Source organism: Pseudomonas sp. RC2C2 (assembly GCF_018390435.1).
Lineage (GTDB): Bacteria > Pseudomonadota > Gammaproteobacteria > Pseudomonadales > Pseudomonadaceae > Aquipseudomonas > Aquipseudomonas donghuensis.
Genome location: NZ_JAHBAX010000001.1, coordinates 1940969 through 1956145, shown reverse-complemented (window position 1 = coordinate 1956145; position 15177 = coordinate 1940969). Strand labels below are relative to the sequence as shown.

General features: G+C 61.9%; 10 protein-coding genes. 3 read left to right on the top strand and 7 right to left on the bottom strand.

The features are described from left to right. Positions 1–67: 67 nt before the first annotated feature. Positions 68–2170 carry a TonB-dependent receptor gene (locus tag KHO53_RS09055; RefSeq protein ID WP_213570224.1) on the bottom strand — a complete coding sequence of 701 codons (2103 nt, stop codon included), beginning with the start codon at positions 2168–2170 and terminating at the stop codon, positions 68–70. Between the two features lie 244 nt (positions 2171–2414). Here KHO53_RS09055 and KHO53_RS09050 point away from each other — a divergent pair, with 244 nt between their 5' ends. Together KHO53_RS09050 and KHO53_RS09045 are read left to right on the top strand one after the other, a co-directional pair. After that, positions 2415–3104: a DsbA family protein gene (locus KHO53_RS09050; protein WP_213570223.1), complete on the top strand. Its 690-nt coding sequence runs from the start codon at positions 2415–2417 to the stop codon at positions 3102–3104. Between the two features lie 228 nt (positions 3105–3332). Beyond that, entirely contained in the window at positions 3333–4634 is a 1302-nt protein-coding gene (locus KHO53_RS09045; RefSeq protein ID WP_010221262.1) for an OprD family porin, read from the top strand. A gap of 30 nt (positions 4635–4664) precedes the next feature. Here the strand turns inward: KHO53_RS09045 and KHO53_RS09040 are convergent, their stop codons facing one another. Together KHO53_RS09040 and KHO53_RS09035 are read right to left on the bottom strand one after the other, a co-directional pair. Further along, the gene (locus KHO53_RS09040; protein WP_213570222.1) at positions 4665–6329 is read right to left on the bottom strand and encodes an FMN-binding glutamate synthase family protein; all 1665 of its coding nucleotides are present in this window, start codon (positions 6327–6329) and stop codon (positions 4665–4667) included. A 114-nt stretch (positions 6330–6443) separates the two neighbouring features. Beyond that, complete coding sequence (locus KHO53_RS09035; RefSeq protein WP_213570221.1) at positions 6444–7346, bottom strand: LysR family transcriptional regulator; 903 nt, start codon at positions 7344–7346, stop codon at positions 6444–6446. 97 nt (positions 7347–7443) lie between these two features. On the opposite strand from KHO53_RS09035, the gene KHO53_RS09030 reads away from it, so the two are divergent. Beyond that, on the top strand, positions 7444–8625 hold the full coding sequence (locus KHO53_RS09030; RefSeq protein WP_213570220.1) for an MFS transporter: 1182 nt from the start codon (positions 7444–7446) through the stop codon (positions 8623–8625). A 5-nt stretch (positions 8626–8630) separates the two neighbouring features. Here KHO53_RS09030 and KHO53_RS09025 read toward each other — a convergent pair whose 3' ends face one another. The 4 genes from KHO53_RS09025 to KHO53_RS09010 form a co-directional block, all read right to left on the bottom strand. Then, positions 8631–9785 carry a lysozyme inhibitor LprI family protein gene (locus KHO53_RS09025; protein WP_213570219.1) on the bottom strand — a complete coding sequence of 385 codons (1155 nt, stop codon included), beginning with the start codon at positions 9783–9785 and terminating at the stop codon, positions 8631–8633. Positions 9786–9866: 81 nt separating this feature from the next. Further along, positions 9867–10298: an Imm30 family immunity protein gene (locus KHO53_RS09020; protein ID WP_010221267.1), complete on the bottom strand. Its 432-nt coding sequence runs from the start codon at positions 10296–10298 to the stop codon at positions 9867–9869. Position 10299: 1 nt separating this feature from the next. Beyond that, a complete protein-coding gene (locus KHO53_RS09015; protein WP_213570218.1) occupies positions 10300–14724 on the bottom strand; it encodes an RHS repeat-associated core domain-containing protein in 4425 nt (1474 codons plus the stop codon). Between the two features lie 12 nt (positions 14725–14736). Continuing rightward, positions 14737–15171, bottom strand: coding sequence for a DcrB-related protein (locus KHO53_RS09010; RefSeq protein ID WP_010221269.1), 435 nt, complete (start codon positions 15169–15171; stop codon positions 14737–14739). Between the last annotated feature and the right edge of the window lie 6 nt (positions 15172–15177).

Genomic DNA, 15177 nt, shown 5'->3' with positions numbered 1-15177 from the left:
GTTCGGCAGCAGCAATGAAAAGGGCGGCATTGTCTGAACAATGCCGCCCTTTTTTGTTGCTGTGCTGTTAGAAACTATAGGTACCGGTAACGATCAGGCTGCGCGGGTCACCAAACTGGATCTGCGCGGCGCTGGTGGCCGAGCTGTAATAGGTCTTGTCGGTAATGTTGTTGAGCGCCGCACGCAGGTCCCAGTCCTTGGTACGCACACCCACCAGGGCATCCCAGCGGCCATAGCCCGGTAGCACGGCGGTGTTCTGGTTGTCGGCATAACGCTCGCCGACCAGGGTCAGGCCGGTCTCGCCGTACCAGCCCATCTCCGGCTTCCAGGTCACGAACAGGCTGCCATTGCGCCTGGCGACGTTGCTCACGCGGTTGCCTTCCTGGCCGTTGTTGTCCTTGACGATGGTTGCATCCTGAATACCGATACCGCCGCGCACGTACCAGTTGCCAACGATGTTACCGGTGGCGGTCAGCTCGACGCCGCGGGAACGCTGCAGGCCCGAGAGCAGGGTGATGCCAGGGTTGTTCGGGTCGCTGGTACGGCGGTTGTAGAGTTCAAGCTCATAGACCGCCAGGGTGGTGCTCAGGCGCTCGTCGAGCCAGTCGCTCTTGACCCCGATTTCCTTCTGCCGGGTTTGTTCCGGGCTGGTTTCGTTGGTGTTGCCGGCCGCGCCCGGGGTGATCCCGATCAGGCCTCCACCCACTGGCGAGAAGGTCTTGCTCCAGGAGGCATAGAAGGAATGTTCCTGCCATGGCGAATAGACCACGCCCAGGCGCGGGCTGGTGCTGTTGCTGTCCTGCTTCTCGGAGATGCCGCGGACCTTGTTGGTGGTTTCCACCTCGAACTGGTCGAAACGTACCCCCGCCAGCACTTGCCATTGATCGTTCAGGCGCAGTTGGTCCTGGAGGTACAAACCGCGGCTGTCGACTACGGTGTGGTTGTTGCTGGAGACCACCATGCGACCGTTGTGTTGCAGGTCACGGTTGGGGTTGTTCAGGTCCAGGCCCGGAACCGGGCGAAAGCCCGCGCCCGAGGTCGCTGCGGTGTAGAGGATCGGGTCGCGACGCTGGTTACCGAACTCAAGGCCGGTGAGCAGGGTGTGCTGCAGGCCGAAGGTGTCGAAGTTGCCTTCAAGTTCAAGGTTGTTGAACAGGTTGCGGGTGTTCAGGTCCTGCTGCCAGCGCTGGCGGGTGACCTGGTTGGTGGCGGCGTTGTAGCCGGTCAGGTAGGTGTTGTCGAAATCGCTGTTGAGCTTGAACAGGCCCAGGGTGTGGCGCACCTGCCAGTTGTCGCTGAGCTGGTAGTTCAGGCGCGAGCGCAGGGACTGGGCCTTGTCGTCGATGAAGTCACGCTGGGTATCGCCGTAGGTGGTGTCGCGGCCGACGTCGGCCGGGCGGCCGTTGACGCTGGGGATGCCGCGATCCGGGGTGCGGTTGTAGCGGCTGTACTCATATTGCACCAGCCAGTTCAGCTCCGGGGTCAGCTGCCAGCTCATCGATGGCGCGAACAGCTGACGGCTGCCATCGATGCCGTCGCGGAAACTGTTGTTGTCCTGGTTGCCCATGTTCAGGCGCAGGCTGATGTTATCGGTCGGATCGGCGCTGAGGTCGGCATACAGGCTGCGCAGGTCTTCGCTACCGCCCTGGGCCTCGATGCTGGAACGCCGTCCGGCTTCCGGCATCTTGCTCACGCGATTGACGATCCCGCCCTGGCTGCCGCGGCCATAGAGTACGGCGGCCGGGCCCTTGAGCACTTCAATCCGCTCGATGTTGTGCAGGTCGCGCACGTACTGGCTGTCGTCGCGGATCCCGTCGAGGTAAAAGTCGTTGCTGGCGTCGAAGCCGCGGATGCGCACGCTGTCAAAGCGGGTATCGGCGCCGCTGCTGACGTTGGGGATGCCACTGAGTGCCTTGCCCAGGTCATTGTTGCCGTAGTCCAGCACGTTGCTGGTCTTCACCGCGTCGATGGCCTGAGGCACATAGCGGGCAGGCGTCGAGGTTCGGGTGGCAGTGCTGACTTCGCGTACCCGCGGGTCATCGCGCTCGCGGTCGGACTCGGCGGTGACCGAGACCTCGGGCAGCGTGGTGGTGGCAGCGGCGACCAGGCCTGAGCTGAAAAACAGCGATAGGCCCAGGGTCAGGGGAGAAAGACGGCAGGGGGCAAACATGGCGGACATCCGGGCATTTACGAGAAATGAAAAATCGCACGAATGATAATGCTTGCCATTTACTAACGTTAACTGTTTCTAAACATGCTGGCGAGGTGTTTGTTTCAAAATGTTTCTATTGATTGGCCTTGGGTCTGGCCAGCTATTTGTGCTGTTTCTCGCAACAAATCTGTAACCAGTGCAGCGTTTTTCGCAACCTCCATCCGGCCTAACCTGACGGCATCACTTTTTCTCGGAGGCGCTCATGCCCGTGCAAACCACCCTTCACTATGTTTTCGATCCGTTGTGTGGCTGGTGCTATGGTGCCGAACCGCTGATCAATGCTGCCAGTGGCCTGATGCCGGTCGTGCTGCATGGCGGCGGGATGATGGCCGGTGCCAATCGGCAAAAGGTTTCGGCGCAGTTGCGCGCCTTCGTCATGCCCCATGACCGGCGCATCGCCGAGTACACCGGGCAGCCTTTTGGCCGGGATTACTTCGAAGGACTGCTGCGCGACAACGACGCCGTATTCGATTCGCAGCCGCCAATTGCCGCCATCCTTGCCGCGGAGCAATTGGCGGGCCGTGGCCTTGAACTGCTGGCGCGGTTGCAGCGTGCGCACTACATAGAAGGCCGACGGATTGCCGATGATGCGGTGCTCAAGGCCATCGCCGCCGAGATGGGGCTGCCTGCACACGCCTTTGCCAGCGCTTTGCTGGAAGTGGATTCAGAAAGCCACATGGGTACCAGCTGCGCGTTCATGGCCAGCGTCGGCGGGCAGGGTTTTCCAACCCTGGTGCTGGAACGGGAAGGGCGGCTGCAGGTGATCGATATCGGTCCCTTCCTCGGCAAGCCCGATGCCTTCGTGCAATGGCTGGACCGGGAGTTCTACCTGAGCGCGGACGCAAATGCCTCTAACCCAGCGTTTTGCGCTCCGAATGGCTGCGACTTGTAAGCAGAAACACTTACTTTTCACGAAATTTTGACACGCCGATCCGCACACGGATAGGATTCGGTCAACGCCTGTAGGCCCATCGGCCAAGAGTCCAGAATAAAAGGCCCGCTGCGATCACTCGCAGGCGGGCTTTTCATTTTTAGACCCGTGAGCGTCAACCCACGCAGGGGGCGTGGTTTTTGGCGTTTGGTCGCAGAGCGTCTTTGACTAAGTAATAAGGAAAATAAAATGTTGAAAACCAGGATCAGTCTGATCGCGCTGGGGCTTATGGCAGCGACTCAGGCTATGGCCAATGACCAGGCCGAAGCCAAGGGCTTCGTAGAAGACAGCAAAGCCAGCGTTCTGCTGCGCAACGCCTTCATCAACCGTGACAAGAAGCACCATACCAAAGACCAAAGCGAGTGGGGCCAGGCCTTCATCGGCAAGTTCTCCTCCGGCTACACCCAGGGCACCGTTGGTGTCGGTGTCGACGCTTTCGGTCTGTACGCTGTGCGTCTGGACGGTGGTAAAGGCCGCAACGGCGGTGGCGGTATCGACTTCTTCAAGCCGGCGGACGGCGACTCGCCAACCAACCAGCAGAACTCCCCGCACAATCTGGCCCGTGGTGGCGCAGCAGTTAAATTCCGCATCTCCAACACTGTACTGAAGTACGGTGACCAGATGCCGGAACTGCCAGTGCTGCAGTACGACGACGGTCGCCTGCTGCCAGAAAGCTACACCGGTACCCTGATCACCTCCAAGGAGATCAAGGGCCTGGAACTGAACGCCGGTCGTTTCACCCAGGAAGCTCGCAAGAGTGCTGAAGGCCGTGACAGCGGTGGCCTGAAGTCGATCAACGTATTCGGCGGCAGCTACAAGTTCACCGAAAACCTGTCGGCTTCCCTGTACACCTCCGATGTTGAAGATGTACTGAAGAAGCACTACCTGGGCGTGAACTACGTTCACCCTATCGCCGACGACCAGTCGCTGACCCTGGACTTCAACGGCTACAAGTCGGACATCGACAAGAAGTACGTCGCTGCCGCCGACCTGACCGGTGACTCCAACACCATCTGGAGCCTGGCGGCCACCTACGCCTTCGGCCCGCACTCGATCACCATTGCGCACCAGCGCAGCACTGGCGACACCGGTTATCAGTACGGCTTCTACCAGAACGCCGGTGGCGTGGGTGACGGTGGTTCGACCATCTACCTGGCCAACTCCTACTGGTCCGACTTCAACGCTGAAGACGAGCGTTCCTGGCAGCTGGGCTACGGCCTGGACTTCGGCGCCTTCGGCGTACCGGGCCTGACCTACAAAGTGGCCTACGTGCGTGGTGACAACATCAACACCCACGGCTTCGGCGAAGGTAAAGAGCGCGAAATCTTCAACCAGTTCAAGTACGTGGTTCAGGAAGGCCCTGCCAAGGACCTGTCCGTCAAACTGCGTAGCTCGTTCCTGCGTACTTCTGACAGCGTTCGTCAGAACGGCTACAACGACGACGGTAACGAAGTCCGCGTATTCGTCGAGTACCCGATCAGCATTCTCTGATTGCTGTCTGGTGTCTCCAGCAACCCCGGCCTAGGCCGGGGTTGTTTGTTTTCGGCGCGGGGTGGGCTTGATCGTCACTGGCTCGCCGCTCTCTGGCTCGAAGCTGTCGCTGCGGGCCATCCGCCACATCCGTGCATAGAACTCGCTGTCGATCGCGCCGCTGAGCAATTCGCCAGGCTTGAGGAACACGTGCAACTGGGAAAACAGACGGATCTCGCTGGCGCTGATGCGCCGCACCAGGTGCTTGGGCTTGAGTTCGGCCGGGTGCTCCAGGCCCGCAGCGGCGAGCATTTCGCCCAGGGCATGCAGGGTGTTGCGGTGAAAGCTGTAAACCCTGTCGGCTTTTTCCGGTACTACCAGAGCACGCTGGCGTAACGGATCCTGGGTGGCCACGCCGGTCGGGCATTTGTTGGTGTGGCAGCTTTGCGACTGGATGCAGCCGATGGCGAACATGAAGCCACGGGCCGAGTTGACCCAGTCGGCACCAATGGCCAGCACGCTGGCAATGTCGAAAGCGCTGATAATCTTGCCGCCAGCGCCGATGCGAATCTTGTCGCGCAGGTTCAGGCCCACCAGGGTGTTGTGCACGAACATCAGGCCTTCGCGCATCGGCACACCGATGTTGTCGCTGAACTCCCGCGGCGCGGCGCCGGTACCGCCTTCCTTGCCATCGACGACGATGAAATCCGGAACGATGCCGGTGACCAGCATGGCCTTGGCGATGCCCATGAACTCCCATGGGTGGCCCAGGCAGAACTTGAAACCCACCGGCTTGCCGCCGGACAGTTGGCGCAGTTGCGCCATGAACTCCAGCAACTGTACCGGGCTGCGAAAGGCGCTGTGCGCCGCAGGCGAAATACAGTCTTCCCCCATCAGTACGCCACGGGTGGCGGCGATTTCGGCACTGACCTTGTGCCCGGGCAGTATCCCGCCGTGCCCGGGCTTGGCGCCCTGGCTGAGCTTGACCTCGATCATCTTCACCTGCGGGTCGCGGGCCTGTTCGGCGAAGCGCTGAGGATCAAAACGACCTTCTGCTGTGCGGCAGCCAAAATAACCGCTGCCGATTTCCCAGATCAGGTCGCCACCATGCTCGCGATGGTAGGGGCTGATGCTGCCCTCACCGGTGTCATGGGCAAAGCGGCCGAGCTTGGCCCCCTTGTTCAGAGCGCCAATAGCGTTGGCGCTGAGTGCCCCGAAGCTCATCGCCGAGATGTTGAAGATCGACGCCGAGTAGGGCTGGCGGCACTGCGGGCCGCCGATGCTGATGCGAAACGAGGCGGGGTCGGGCGTTTCGACCGGCAACATGGAATGGCTGATGAACTCGAAGCCCGGCCGGTAGACATCGTTGAGGGTACCGAAGGCTTTCTCAGCGCTTTCGTTCTTGGCCCGCGCGTACACCAGCGAGCGCTGGGCCCGGGAGAACGGCAGCTTGTCATCGTCGCCTTCGAGCAGGTACTGGCGAATCTCCGGGCGGATGGTTTCGATCAGGTAGCGGATGTTACCCAGGATCGGATAGTTGCGTCGCACGGCGTGCTGGCTCTGGCGCAGGTCATTGAGACCGACCAGGCTGAGCAGTGCGCTGATCAGGGTGAACGGCCAGAGCCAGGAATGGGCAGCGAGAAAGGGCAGGCTGGCAAAGGTAAAAACCAGGCAGCCGATCAGGCAGGCGTAGCGGCTGGGAAGCGAAGCTTTCATGGATCTTCCGCTGATATGAGAAATCCTTCCTAGGATAGGCAAAGCATTGGCTTAGAAAACCAGTGGTTTCGGTAAAACACTTTTATCCCCGCCGTGCTTGTCAGGCGGCCGCGCTCATGCGCCGGGTTCAGGTGCCCGGGCAAGTATTTGCAGAAAAGCGTCGGCGGCCCGTGAGCGTCGATGGCGATGGCTGACGGCGAGTAAACCGATGGTGGCCGCAGCTTCCTTCAGGGGCCGGTAGCACACGCCGCGCTGGTTCAAGGCGCGGGCGCAGGCGGGAACCAACGCAATGCCTTGGCCGGCGGCCACCAAGGCAATGATCGACGTGATCTGGCGTCCCCTCGGCCCGCGCAGCAAGGGCAGCTCGCAATGCTGGAACAAGCGCTCGATGGCATCGTTGAGGCCGGTGCCCTGTTCGTCGCTGTACAGCACCACAGGATGGGCTTGCAGCTCAACGAGGCTGATGGTTTCCAGGGCTGCCAGCGGATCGTCCTCAGCCAGCGCCACCAGCAGTGGCTCCTGATCCAGCGGCTGGACCTGCAGTTCGTTGAGCTGCGGCGGTGGTAACAGACGGCTCAGACCAATCTCCAGGGAGCCTTCGACGATGTGTTGCCATTGCGCCGTAGAGGCTTCCTCGACAAGCGTCAGGCGGACTTCGGGGTAAGCGCGGGAAAACTGCTGAATGGCCTGGGTGAAACGATCGCTCAAGGCCACCGAACTGGCGTAGCCCAGGCTCAGTTGCCCGGCAGTGCCGGCGGCCAGCTTGGCGGCAAAACGCTCGCTGCGTGTCAGTTGCTCCAGTACGCCGCGGGCATAAGGTACGAATTGCTGACCCTCGACGGTCAAACTGACGGCGCGGCTGCTGCGTTCGAACAAGCGAAACCCCAGCTGGCTTTCCAGCGCCGAGATCTGTCGGGTCAGTGCTGGCTGGGCCAGGTGCAGGCGCTGCGCGGCGCGGCCGAAATGCAGGTCGTCGGCGACGGCAATGAAATAGCGCAGTTTTCGCACATCGAGCATGTTGCACCTTGAGGTATCAATCGGTCCGAATTCGGTATTGGTCACGGCCAATGACCGCACCTTATAAACATTGCTCGTCACTGTAACGAGTTTTCCCATGCCATCGCGCCTGTCCGCCACCCGCTTCGCCATGTTCCTCTGCGGATGCGCCGCGTTTCTGCCGCTCTACGCCACCCAGGGCATTCTCGCCGAACTGGCGCAGAGCTTCGCCGTGGATGCCCGGCACGTCAGCTGGAGCATCACCGCCACCACCCTGGCCGTGGCCTTGGTCGCGCCCTTTGTCGGCGTGCTGACCCGGCGCTGGCGTCAGAAGACGGTACTGGTTGTGGCGGCGCTGCTGCTCAGCCTGCCGGGTGTCATGCTGGCTTGCGCCAACGACCTCGAGAGCCTGCTGCTCTGGCGTTTCGTTCAAGGCATGCTGATCCCGGTGATCTTCGCCACCAGCGTGGCCTACATCGGCGAGCGCTGGCAGGGCGCGATGGTTACTGAAGTCACCAGCCTGTATGTCGCCGGGACCATCCTTGGCGGTTTTGCCGGGCGCTTCCTCACGGGGCTGGTGACCGAATACCTGGGTTGGCGCGAAGCCTTCGTGTTACTGGCAATGCTGACCTTGCTGATTGGCTTGAGTATCCACTGGCTGCTGCCCGGTGGCGGGCGCCTGATCGAAAGCAACCTCACCCACAACCGTATCAGCATGCTGCGCAACAGGCCGTTGCTGGCGGCCTACCTGGTTGGCTTTTGCGTGCTGTTTTCGCAGATCGCCACCTTCACCTATGTCGGCCTCCATCTGCTGGCCGCGCCCTTCAATCTCGGCGTCGCGGCGCTAGGTTCGGTCTATGCGGTATTTCTTCTGGCCCTGGTGGTCACGCCGATTGCCGGCAAGCTGGCCGGTGCCAGGCCGCCTGCGCATCTGGTGCTGGCAGCCGGCATGCTGGGCCTGCTTGGGTCGCTGCTGACACTGCTCGGCAGCCTGTGGTGGATCGTGTTGGGCCTGGCGTTGAGTTCCACCGGGGTGTTCCTGGCCCAGGCGGCTGCCAATGTCTTTGTCACCAGCACCGCCAAGCACAACAAGGCCGGCGCCGTGGGTTGCTACCTGACCTTCTACTACCTGGGCGGCAGCGCCGGCGCGCTGTTGCCGGCGCTGTTCTGGGAACGCTGGGGCTGGCCAGGCTGTGTGCCGCTGATCATGAGCGCGCAACTGCTGGTGATGCTGATTGCCTGGTTCGGCTGGCAGCGCAGCGATGCCGATCATCGTGCACACCGCTGGTGCCGAGAGTAGAACCTTTACTGATCCGGGGCGATGGCAAACATCAGCTGGTCGGCTTCCAGGTAGACGATCGCCTCGCGGCCAATGACGTCCACCGGGCGGGCAGCAACCGCTTCATGCTCGGGGACGATCTTCTCCAGGCGCTTGGTTACCAGGTCGACCCGCCAGATACAGGCGAACCCACCGTTGTTGTCGAAGTACAGCACTGGCCGGGTCGGGCTCCAGGTCGGGTTGACCAGGCTCCAGCCGCCGGCATCCTTGTCCATCACCCGGTCGTAGGGGTTGTCATTGCCGTTAAGGTGCGGGTAATAGAGCAGCAGGCCAGAGTTGTCCTGGTTCAGGTCGCCGCTGATCTGCGCCTTGGCGAAACGCTTGCTGTTGGACTCGGCCGCGTACAGTTGCGTCGAGGGTTGCGGCGCGGCCTGGGAGCCCAGTTTGTAGGCCATGCTCTGCTGGGCTTCGCCCGTCATCTTCTGCCGGTAATAGAACACCCCGTCGATGATCCCGGCATAGCGCTGGCCCTGGTCGTTGGAGGTGATTCTGCTCCAGCCGTCAAAGCGTACATTGCGCGCGAACGGGTGCAGCCCAGGGCGAGCATCGGAGTATTCGTAGAGCGTACCGATCGGGCGGCTGTCATAAATGTTGCCAGGGTTGCTGCCTTGCTCATCCTGCTTTTCGGCGACAAACAACACCACGTTCAGCACGCCATCCAGGGTGGCGACGTCGACCAGGTAGACAAAACTGTCTTCGCTCATGTCGGCGACGGTGGCCAGGGGAAAGCGCTGCCACGGCTCATCCTCGACCTGGGTGTAACGCTGATCTCGGGGCAGGGGCTGCAGGCTCTTGGGATCAACCTGGGAAAGTGCCGGCACCGGGGTCAGCAGCTTGATCTGCTGGTCGTAGGCGACTTCCAGACAGGCGGCGGTCTCGCAGCGATTGCGCACTTCGCGCAGCCAGAAGTTCTCCAGCTCACGGAAGATCTTGCGGTCCTTGAGCGGTTTGTAGCGCTCGTTGAGCTGGTCGTCCTTGGCCGACAGCGACGGCGTGGTGCAGATGGCGGTTTCCAGCAGGGTACTGGCCTTGCTGCAGTCAAAGCCCGCGGCAACGGTTGCAGGGCTGTGCAGGCAGGCAGCGAAAAGGGCAGCAAGGAGCAGGCGCGCGGGGGCTTTCATCGGACGTCCATGTGAATACAAGCGGGGCGCGGATGATACGTCAGCGGCGGCCATAGCGGAATTGGCCGCCGCAGCTTTCATTCATCCTGCCAGAACCGAATCCACCTCGGACTGCTTCTCCGGGTTGTTGGCCAGAAAGTCCTGGAGGTAGCTTTTGATCGCTGCCTTGTTGGCACTTTGCGCCAGGGCGGCGCGGTAGAGTTTGGTGTATTCGGGGGAATTGAAAATCCGATAGTGGATGCTTTCCAGCCAGTCACTGGCCTTTTCTTTAAGGGAGTCGGTGACTTCAATCACTGCTTCGACATAGTTGGCGGGGTCGAAGGATTCAGCCATACCGATTATTTCCTTCATGACGTCGCCATATTCGCAGTCATCGTCCAGGTGCGACAGCATGACCGGAAGGTATTGCGTGTCGCGGGTCTGCGCCATGTCGCGCAGTATTTTGGAAAAACGCGCCACCTCAGCGTCGCTGTTGAAGGTTGCACAGTCGTTGAGGGCTTCTGTCAGGCTCATCCTATTTTCCTCCGCATTTCGATGGTTTCTTGAATATATTCGGAAAGGTACTTTTGTTCTGCCGTATCGTTTCCCGTAGACCCGCCTGGATTTCCTTGGTGTAAAGCCCCTGCTGCTTGTAGATCTTGCGGGCGTCCCAGATATCTCGAGCGAGCGCATCCCTGGGTTTCTCATTGAGGAAAGGTCGCCTTGAATAGGAGCGGGTCATCGGGTGACGGCCTTTGTTCTCAGGATAAATATGCTCCATCTGCATGGCGATGGATTTGTTGCGGCTGATACCGAATTTTTGCTTCATGTATTCGGCTGACGGCATGTGGTGACCGGTCAGGTTATCCCCTGGCGTGCCGGGCAGCTTGCCATAGGCGCCGACACCGCCCTCACCGGGCAGCAATGCGTTGAGCCCGAGCGGGTCGATCCAGCCCACAGGGTTAGCGGCATATTGGTACAGGTTCAAGCCGCCGGCCAGGCCGATCGGATCCGGCTGGGTAAAGCGTCCGACATCCGGGTCATAGAAGCGGAACAGGTTGTAGTGCAACCCGGTCTCGCGATCCAGGTACTGACCCTGGAACCTGAGGTTCTGCTCCTCGATGAAATGCGCCTCGCGCACTTCCTGCAGGGTATTGCCCCAGACCTGATACCGCGCCTGCCACAAGGCTTCGCCAGTGTCTTCGGTCAGTTGCTCGGGTAGGCCATTGAGGTCGTTGTGGTAATAGCGTACCTGTTGCTGCGGGCCAGTGCCGTCGACCCTGGCCAGCGGTTCATAGCTGTTCTGCACGTACAGATAGAGGCTGGTCTGGCTGTGCCGGTGTTCCTGCAGCAGGCGCAGGCCGTCCCAGGTAAACCTGGTCTGATCAAGCAAGTTGCCGTGCTCGTCATACTCGCTTTTTTCAGTGCGCCGACCCAACGGGTCGTAGCGCATGTTCAGCACCCGCTCGCGACCGCCGTGCTGACTGCGCACCTGCACCAGGCGGTGCTCGGCGTCATAGCTGAAGTGCTGGATGCCGCGCCGGCTGCTGCGTTTTTCAATCAGGCGGCCGAAGGCATCGTAGCGGTAACGTTTGTCCTGATAGGTCAGCAGCCGGTTGTGGCGTACCAGCCCCACGCCGGCCTGTGGCCCATCGAGCAGGTTGGCGGCGGCGTCGTAGGTAAAGGCTTCGCTCTGGCCCTGGCCGGCGTCCTGGCTGGCCATGATCCGCCCGCTGGCGTCGTAGTGCAGCAGTTGCTGGTGCTGGCTGCCGGGTTGCTGGTTGAAGCGGCTGGTCAGGTTGTCTGCCGGGTCGAAATCGAAGCGTTGCTGCACCGCAGCCGGCAGTTGCGGCGGCTGATGGCTGGGGCGGCGCAGGCGCGAGCGCAAGCGACCACTGCGGTCGTACTCGCTGCGGGTACTGACACGGCCCTGGGTGCGCAGCACTTCACGGTGCAAACGGTCGCGCTCGAAGTCGCTGATTACCTTGCCATCGAGGTTGAGCTGATGCAGGTGACCGCTGCCGTAGTACAGGCGGTTGAGCCAGCGGCCATCGGGCAGTTGGCTCTGGACCAGGTTGCCGAGCTCATCATAGTGATGCTGCAGCGCACCATTGGCACTGTGTTCTTGTACGAGCTGGCCGGCAGCATCGTAAGCAAAGGCTAGCTGCTCGGTGTTGCCGTCATTGTCGGTGAAGCAGACCGTGGTCAGTTGGTCCAGCGGGTCATAGCTGAAGTCGGTGCGGCCATCGTCGGTCTGTTTGGCAAGCAACCGGCCGGCAGCATCGCGGGTGTATTGGTGAACGATCGACTTCGGCGTTGTGTCCGGCACCAGGGCCAGACCGCTGCCGTATGGCGCAGGGACAAACTCCAGGCGGCTGACATTATCCAGCGGTCCATACTCATAGCGTCTGGCGCTGCCGTCGAGGTCTTGTTGCCGGGTCAGGCGGTCTACCAGGTCCCAGCTAAAGCGATAGCTCTCACCGTTCTCGTTGGTCAGGGCCAGCAGACGGCCGTAGTTGTCGTAGCTGTACTGCACCTGACGTCCGTGCGGGTCTATGCGTTGCAGGAGCTGGCCACGGCGGTTGTAGCGAAACTGCAGGACATGCCCGGCCGGATCGATGTAGCGGCTGAGCTGGCCGCTGCTGTTCAGTTCATAACGCTCGCTACGGCCATCCGGCAACTGCGTGGCAACGACTCGCCCCTGGGCGTCATTCTGGTATTCGGTGCGCTCGCCGAGGGCATCGATGACTGCTTGCAAATAGCCGCGCCGGTCATAGCTGAAGCGGGTCGGATACCCTGAACAATCGACCTGCTCAATCAGCAGGCCCAGATCGTTCCAGTGCAACTGCTTGTGCTTGCCCGCCGCATCGATGATCTCCACCACCTGGCCACGATCGTCGTAGCGGTAGCGGGTGGTGCGGCCCAGTGGATCGGTTTCGCTGCTGCAGTTGCCGCGTTGATCGTAACGGTAGCTCCAGCGCTTGCCGGCCTTGTCGGTCTGTACCCGGGGCAGCGACCAGTGTTCCAGCCACAGGGTCGACTCGCTGCGGCCCAGTGGGTCGATGCTTTCGCAGAGGTTGCCGGACTCGTCGTACAGATACTGCCATTGTCCGCCTTGCGGGTCGGTGGCGCCCAGCAGCTGGCGCTCGTCGTTCCACTCGAAGCGCCAGGTCAGACCCACGGCGTCGGTGTATTCGGTGATCTGGTACTGCGGGTTCCAATAGCGTGTGCTGACCCGCTGCAAACCATCGGTGATGCGGGTGATGCCCGCCTCGATGTCGTAGTCGAAACGGTACTCGTCGCCGTCGTCGGTCCAGTGTCGGGCCACGCGCCAGTCGTCTGCAGCACGAGTCCATTCGTAGAAGCAGCGCAGGCCGCTGGGCAACTGGTGCTCGACCATGCGCCGGCCCTGGTCGTAGGCGAAGCGTCGTTGCAACTGGCCAGCGGCATCGCGGACTTCGGCCAGGTCGCCGTTGCTGTCGTAGGCATAGCTGACCAGCAGCTCGCTTGAATCATCGCTGTACAGGCGCTCGATATGGCTGACCCGTGCCGGCCATTGCGCGCTGTAAACCAACTGCACCTGAACCACGTCGAAAGTGTCGCGCAGCCTGAGCAAGCGGCCACTGGCGTCATAGTCGAGGTAAAGGCGGTTGTCGTTGCGGTCGCCCAGTTGCGCCAGGCGCAGGTGCTGCGGGTTGCCCGGGGTCGGCTGAAACAAACGATAGAGTCCGCTGCTGCTTTCAATCAGCAACTCGTCGTCAAGCGCGCGACGCACGCTCAGGCCTTCGCCAGCGCTGAACACCGCATCACCCCGGGGAATGTTGCCCATGTCGACGACCCGCGCCTGCTCGTCGGTGAACAGCAGGCGCTCGCTGCCTTCAGGATGCGTTTCAATGGCGACGAAGACTTCGTAATCGACGCTCCAGCCAGCACCGAACAGGCCGTCGCGGCGTTCATCCCGGCTGTTGTAATAGCGCTGCCAGTCCAGTGGGATCAGCGCCGGCAGGCTGAAGTCAAGCTCCTCTTCGCCACTGAGGATTTTTGCGCCGGTCGGTGCATGTACCGGATTGAGCGAGCCGGCAATAGCATTGGTGATCGCCCCGCTCACCTGGCTGGTGACCGCGCTGGCAATGCCACCGATCACCATGCAGCCGAACTTGCTGTAGAACTTGCCGCCGCGCCCGCGCAGCAGCATCAACGCGGTAATCGCCAGGCCGATGCCCGGGGTCTTGCCGCTGCGAATCTCGCGGACCACGATCGAGCCGCCGCCGATGCGCACGTTGTCGGAGATCAGACCGGCGTCGACGATCACCGCCTCGCAGGTGCTGCGATCGCCGCTGCGGCAGGCCGGATGGCCGTTGATGGTGACCTTGCTCGAACCTTCGGCCAGGTACTGCGGCGGCATCGGCGGGTGCTTGCTGCAGAGGATCTTGTCGTCGTCGGCAGGCTCGGTGTTCGGCGCCGGGCTGGCGACGGTGGGCCGCCACATCTGCGAGAAAAAGCCCTTGGCCATGTCGAGGAAGCTTTCTTCCTCCTCCTCGGCCGGCGGCTGAGCGGCATCACTGCCGGCGGGCGCCGCGGCGGCAACGATGACACCGGCGGCGCGGGCGGCCGGCTTGCCATTGGTGTGGGTGTTCTTCGAGCCGGTGAGGATGTTGGCCTGCACCGAGGGCGGGAACAAAAAGTTGCCGATGCCCTCGCATAAACTGCTCAAGCCTTTGTCGGCGCCGGTCTTGCTCATGGCCACGCCGACCACGATGCCCACCACCGCGCCGAGCACGAAGCAACCCAAGCCACCGGTGGCCACGGTCAGGCCCAGTGCCGCGGTCACCGCTGCGGTGGCCAGGACGCCGATGGCGACGTTGGCGGCCATCTCCAGCACGCCGCTGACGATGTCGGCCATCATCGAGGTGTGCATCAGGGCGTCGCCCTGGCGGGCGGCCCACAAGGCGTCAGACATGCGGGGTGCTCATCAGCTCAGGGCGTCGAAGTTCAGTGATTGCTTGATCGCCGTCCAGTGCGATGCCTCGGCATCACCCAGCGGCTGGGCCTTGACGTAGCTCAGGGCGAACATCTTGCGGGTGCCCGGCAACACCAGGGCCAGTTGGTACTGGAACACCTTCTCGCTGCCCTTGCTGAACTGGCTGCGCAGTTCGATGCCGTCCACCGATTGGTCGGCGCCCAGGCGTACAGCCTGGCCCGGTTGGAAACGTAGATCCTTGACCTGCTGCTGCAGGCGTTCGAGCTGGCCGTCGAAGTTGCTTTGCAGGGTTTCACCGTCGGCCAACAGGCTGCGGCTGACAATCAGCGAGGTCCCCAGGTTGGCAAAGCGCAGGATGTTGATGCTGGTGTCCTGCACCTCTTCATCGGGCAGGGCGAACTGGAATTCATTCAGGCGATAGGTCATGACGCG

What these genes read in the sequence shown, in the direction of transcription:
- KHO53_RS09045 (WP_010221262.1), top strand. Translation starts at nt 3,333, where the DNA reads ATGTTGAAAACCAGGATCAGTCTGATCGCGCTGGGGCTTATGGCAGCG.
- KHO53_RS09035 (WP_213570221.1), bottom strand. Translation starts at nt 7,346, where the DNA reads ATGCTCGATGTGCGAAAACTGCGCTATTTCATTGCCGTCGCCGACGAC.
- KHO53_RS09040 (WP_213570222.1), bottom strand. Translation starts at nt 6,329, where the DNA reads ATGAAAGCTTCGCTTCCCAGCCGCTACGCCTGCCTGATCGGCTGCCTG.
- KHO53_RS09030 (WP_213570220.1), top strand. Translation starts at nt 7,444, where the DNA reads ATGCCATCGCGCCTGTCCGCCACCCGCTTCGCCATGTTCCTCTGCGGA.
- KHO53_RS09025 (WP_213570219.1), bottom strand. Translation starts at nt 9,785, where the DNA reads ATGAAAGCCCCCGCGCGCCTGCTCCTTGCTGCCCTTTTCGCTGCCTGC.
- KHO53_RS09015 (WP_213570218.1), bottom strand. Translation starts at nt 14,724, where the DNA reads ATGTCTGACGCCTTGTGGGCCGCCCGCCAGGGCGACGCCCTGATGCAC.
- KHO53_RS09010 (WP_010221269.1), bottom strand. Translation starts at nt 15,171, where the DNA reads ATGACCTATCGCCTGAATGAATTCCAGTTCGCCCTGCCCGATGAAGAG.
- KHO53_RS09020 (WP_010221267.1), bottom strand. Translation starts at nt 10,298, where the DNA reads ATGAGCCTGACAGAAGCCCTCAACGACTGTGCAACCTTCAACAGCGAC.
- KHO53_RS09055 (WP_213570224.1), bottom strand. Translation starts at nt 2,170, where the DNA reads ATGTTTGCCCCCTGCCGTCTTTCTCCCCTGACCCTGGGCCTATCGCTG.
- KHO53_RS09050 (WP_213570223.1), top strand. Translation starts at nt 2,415, where the DNA reads ATGCCCGTGCAAACCACCCTTCACTATGTTTTCGATCCGTTGTGTGGC.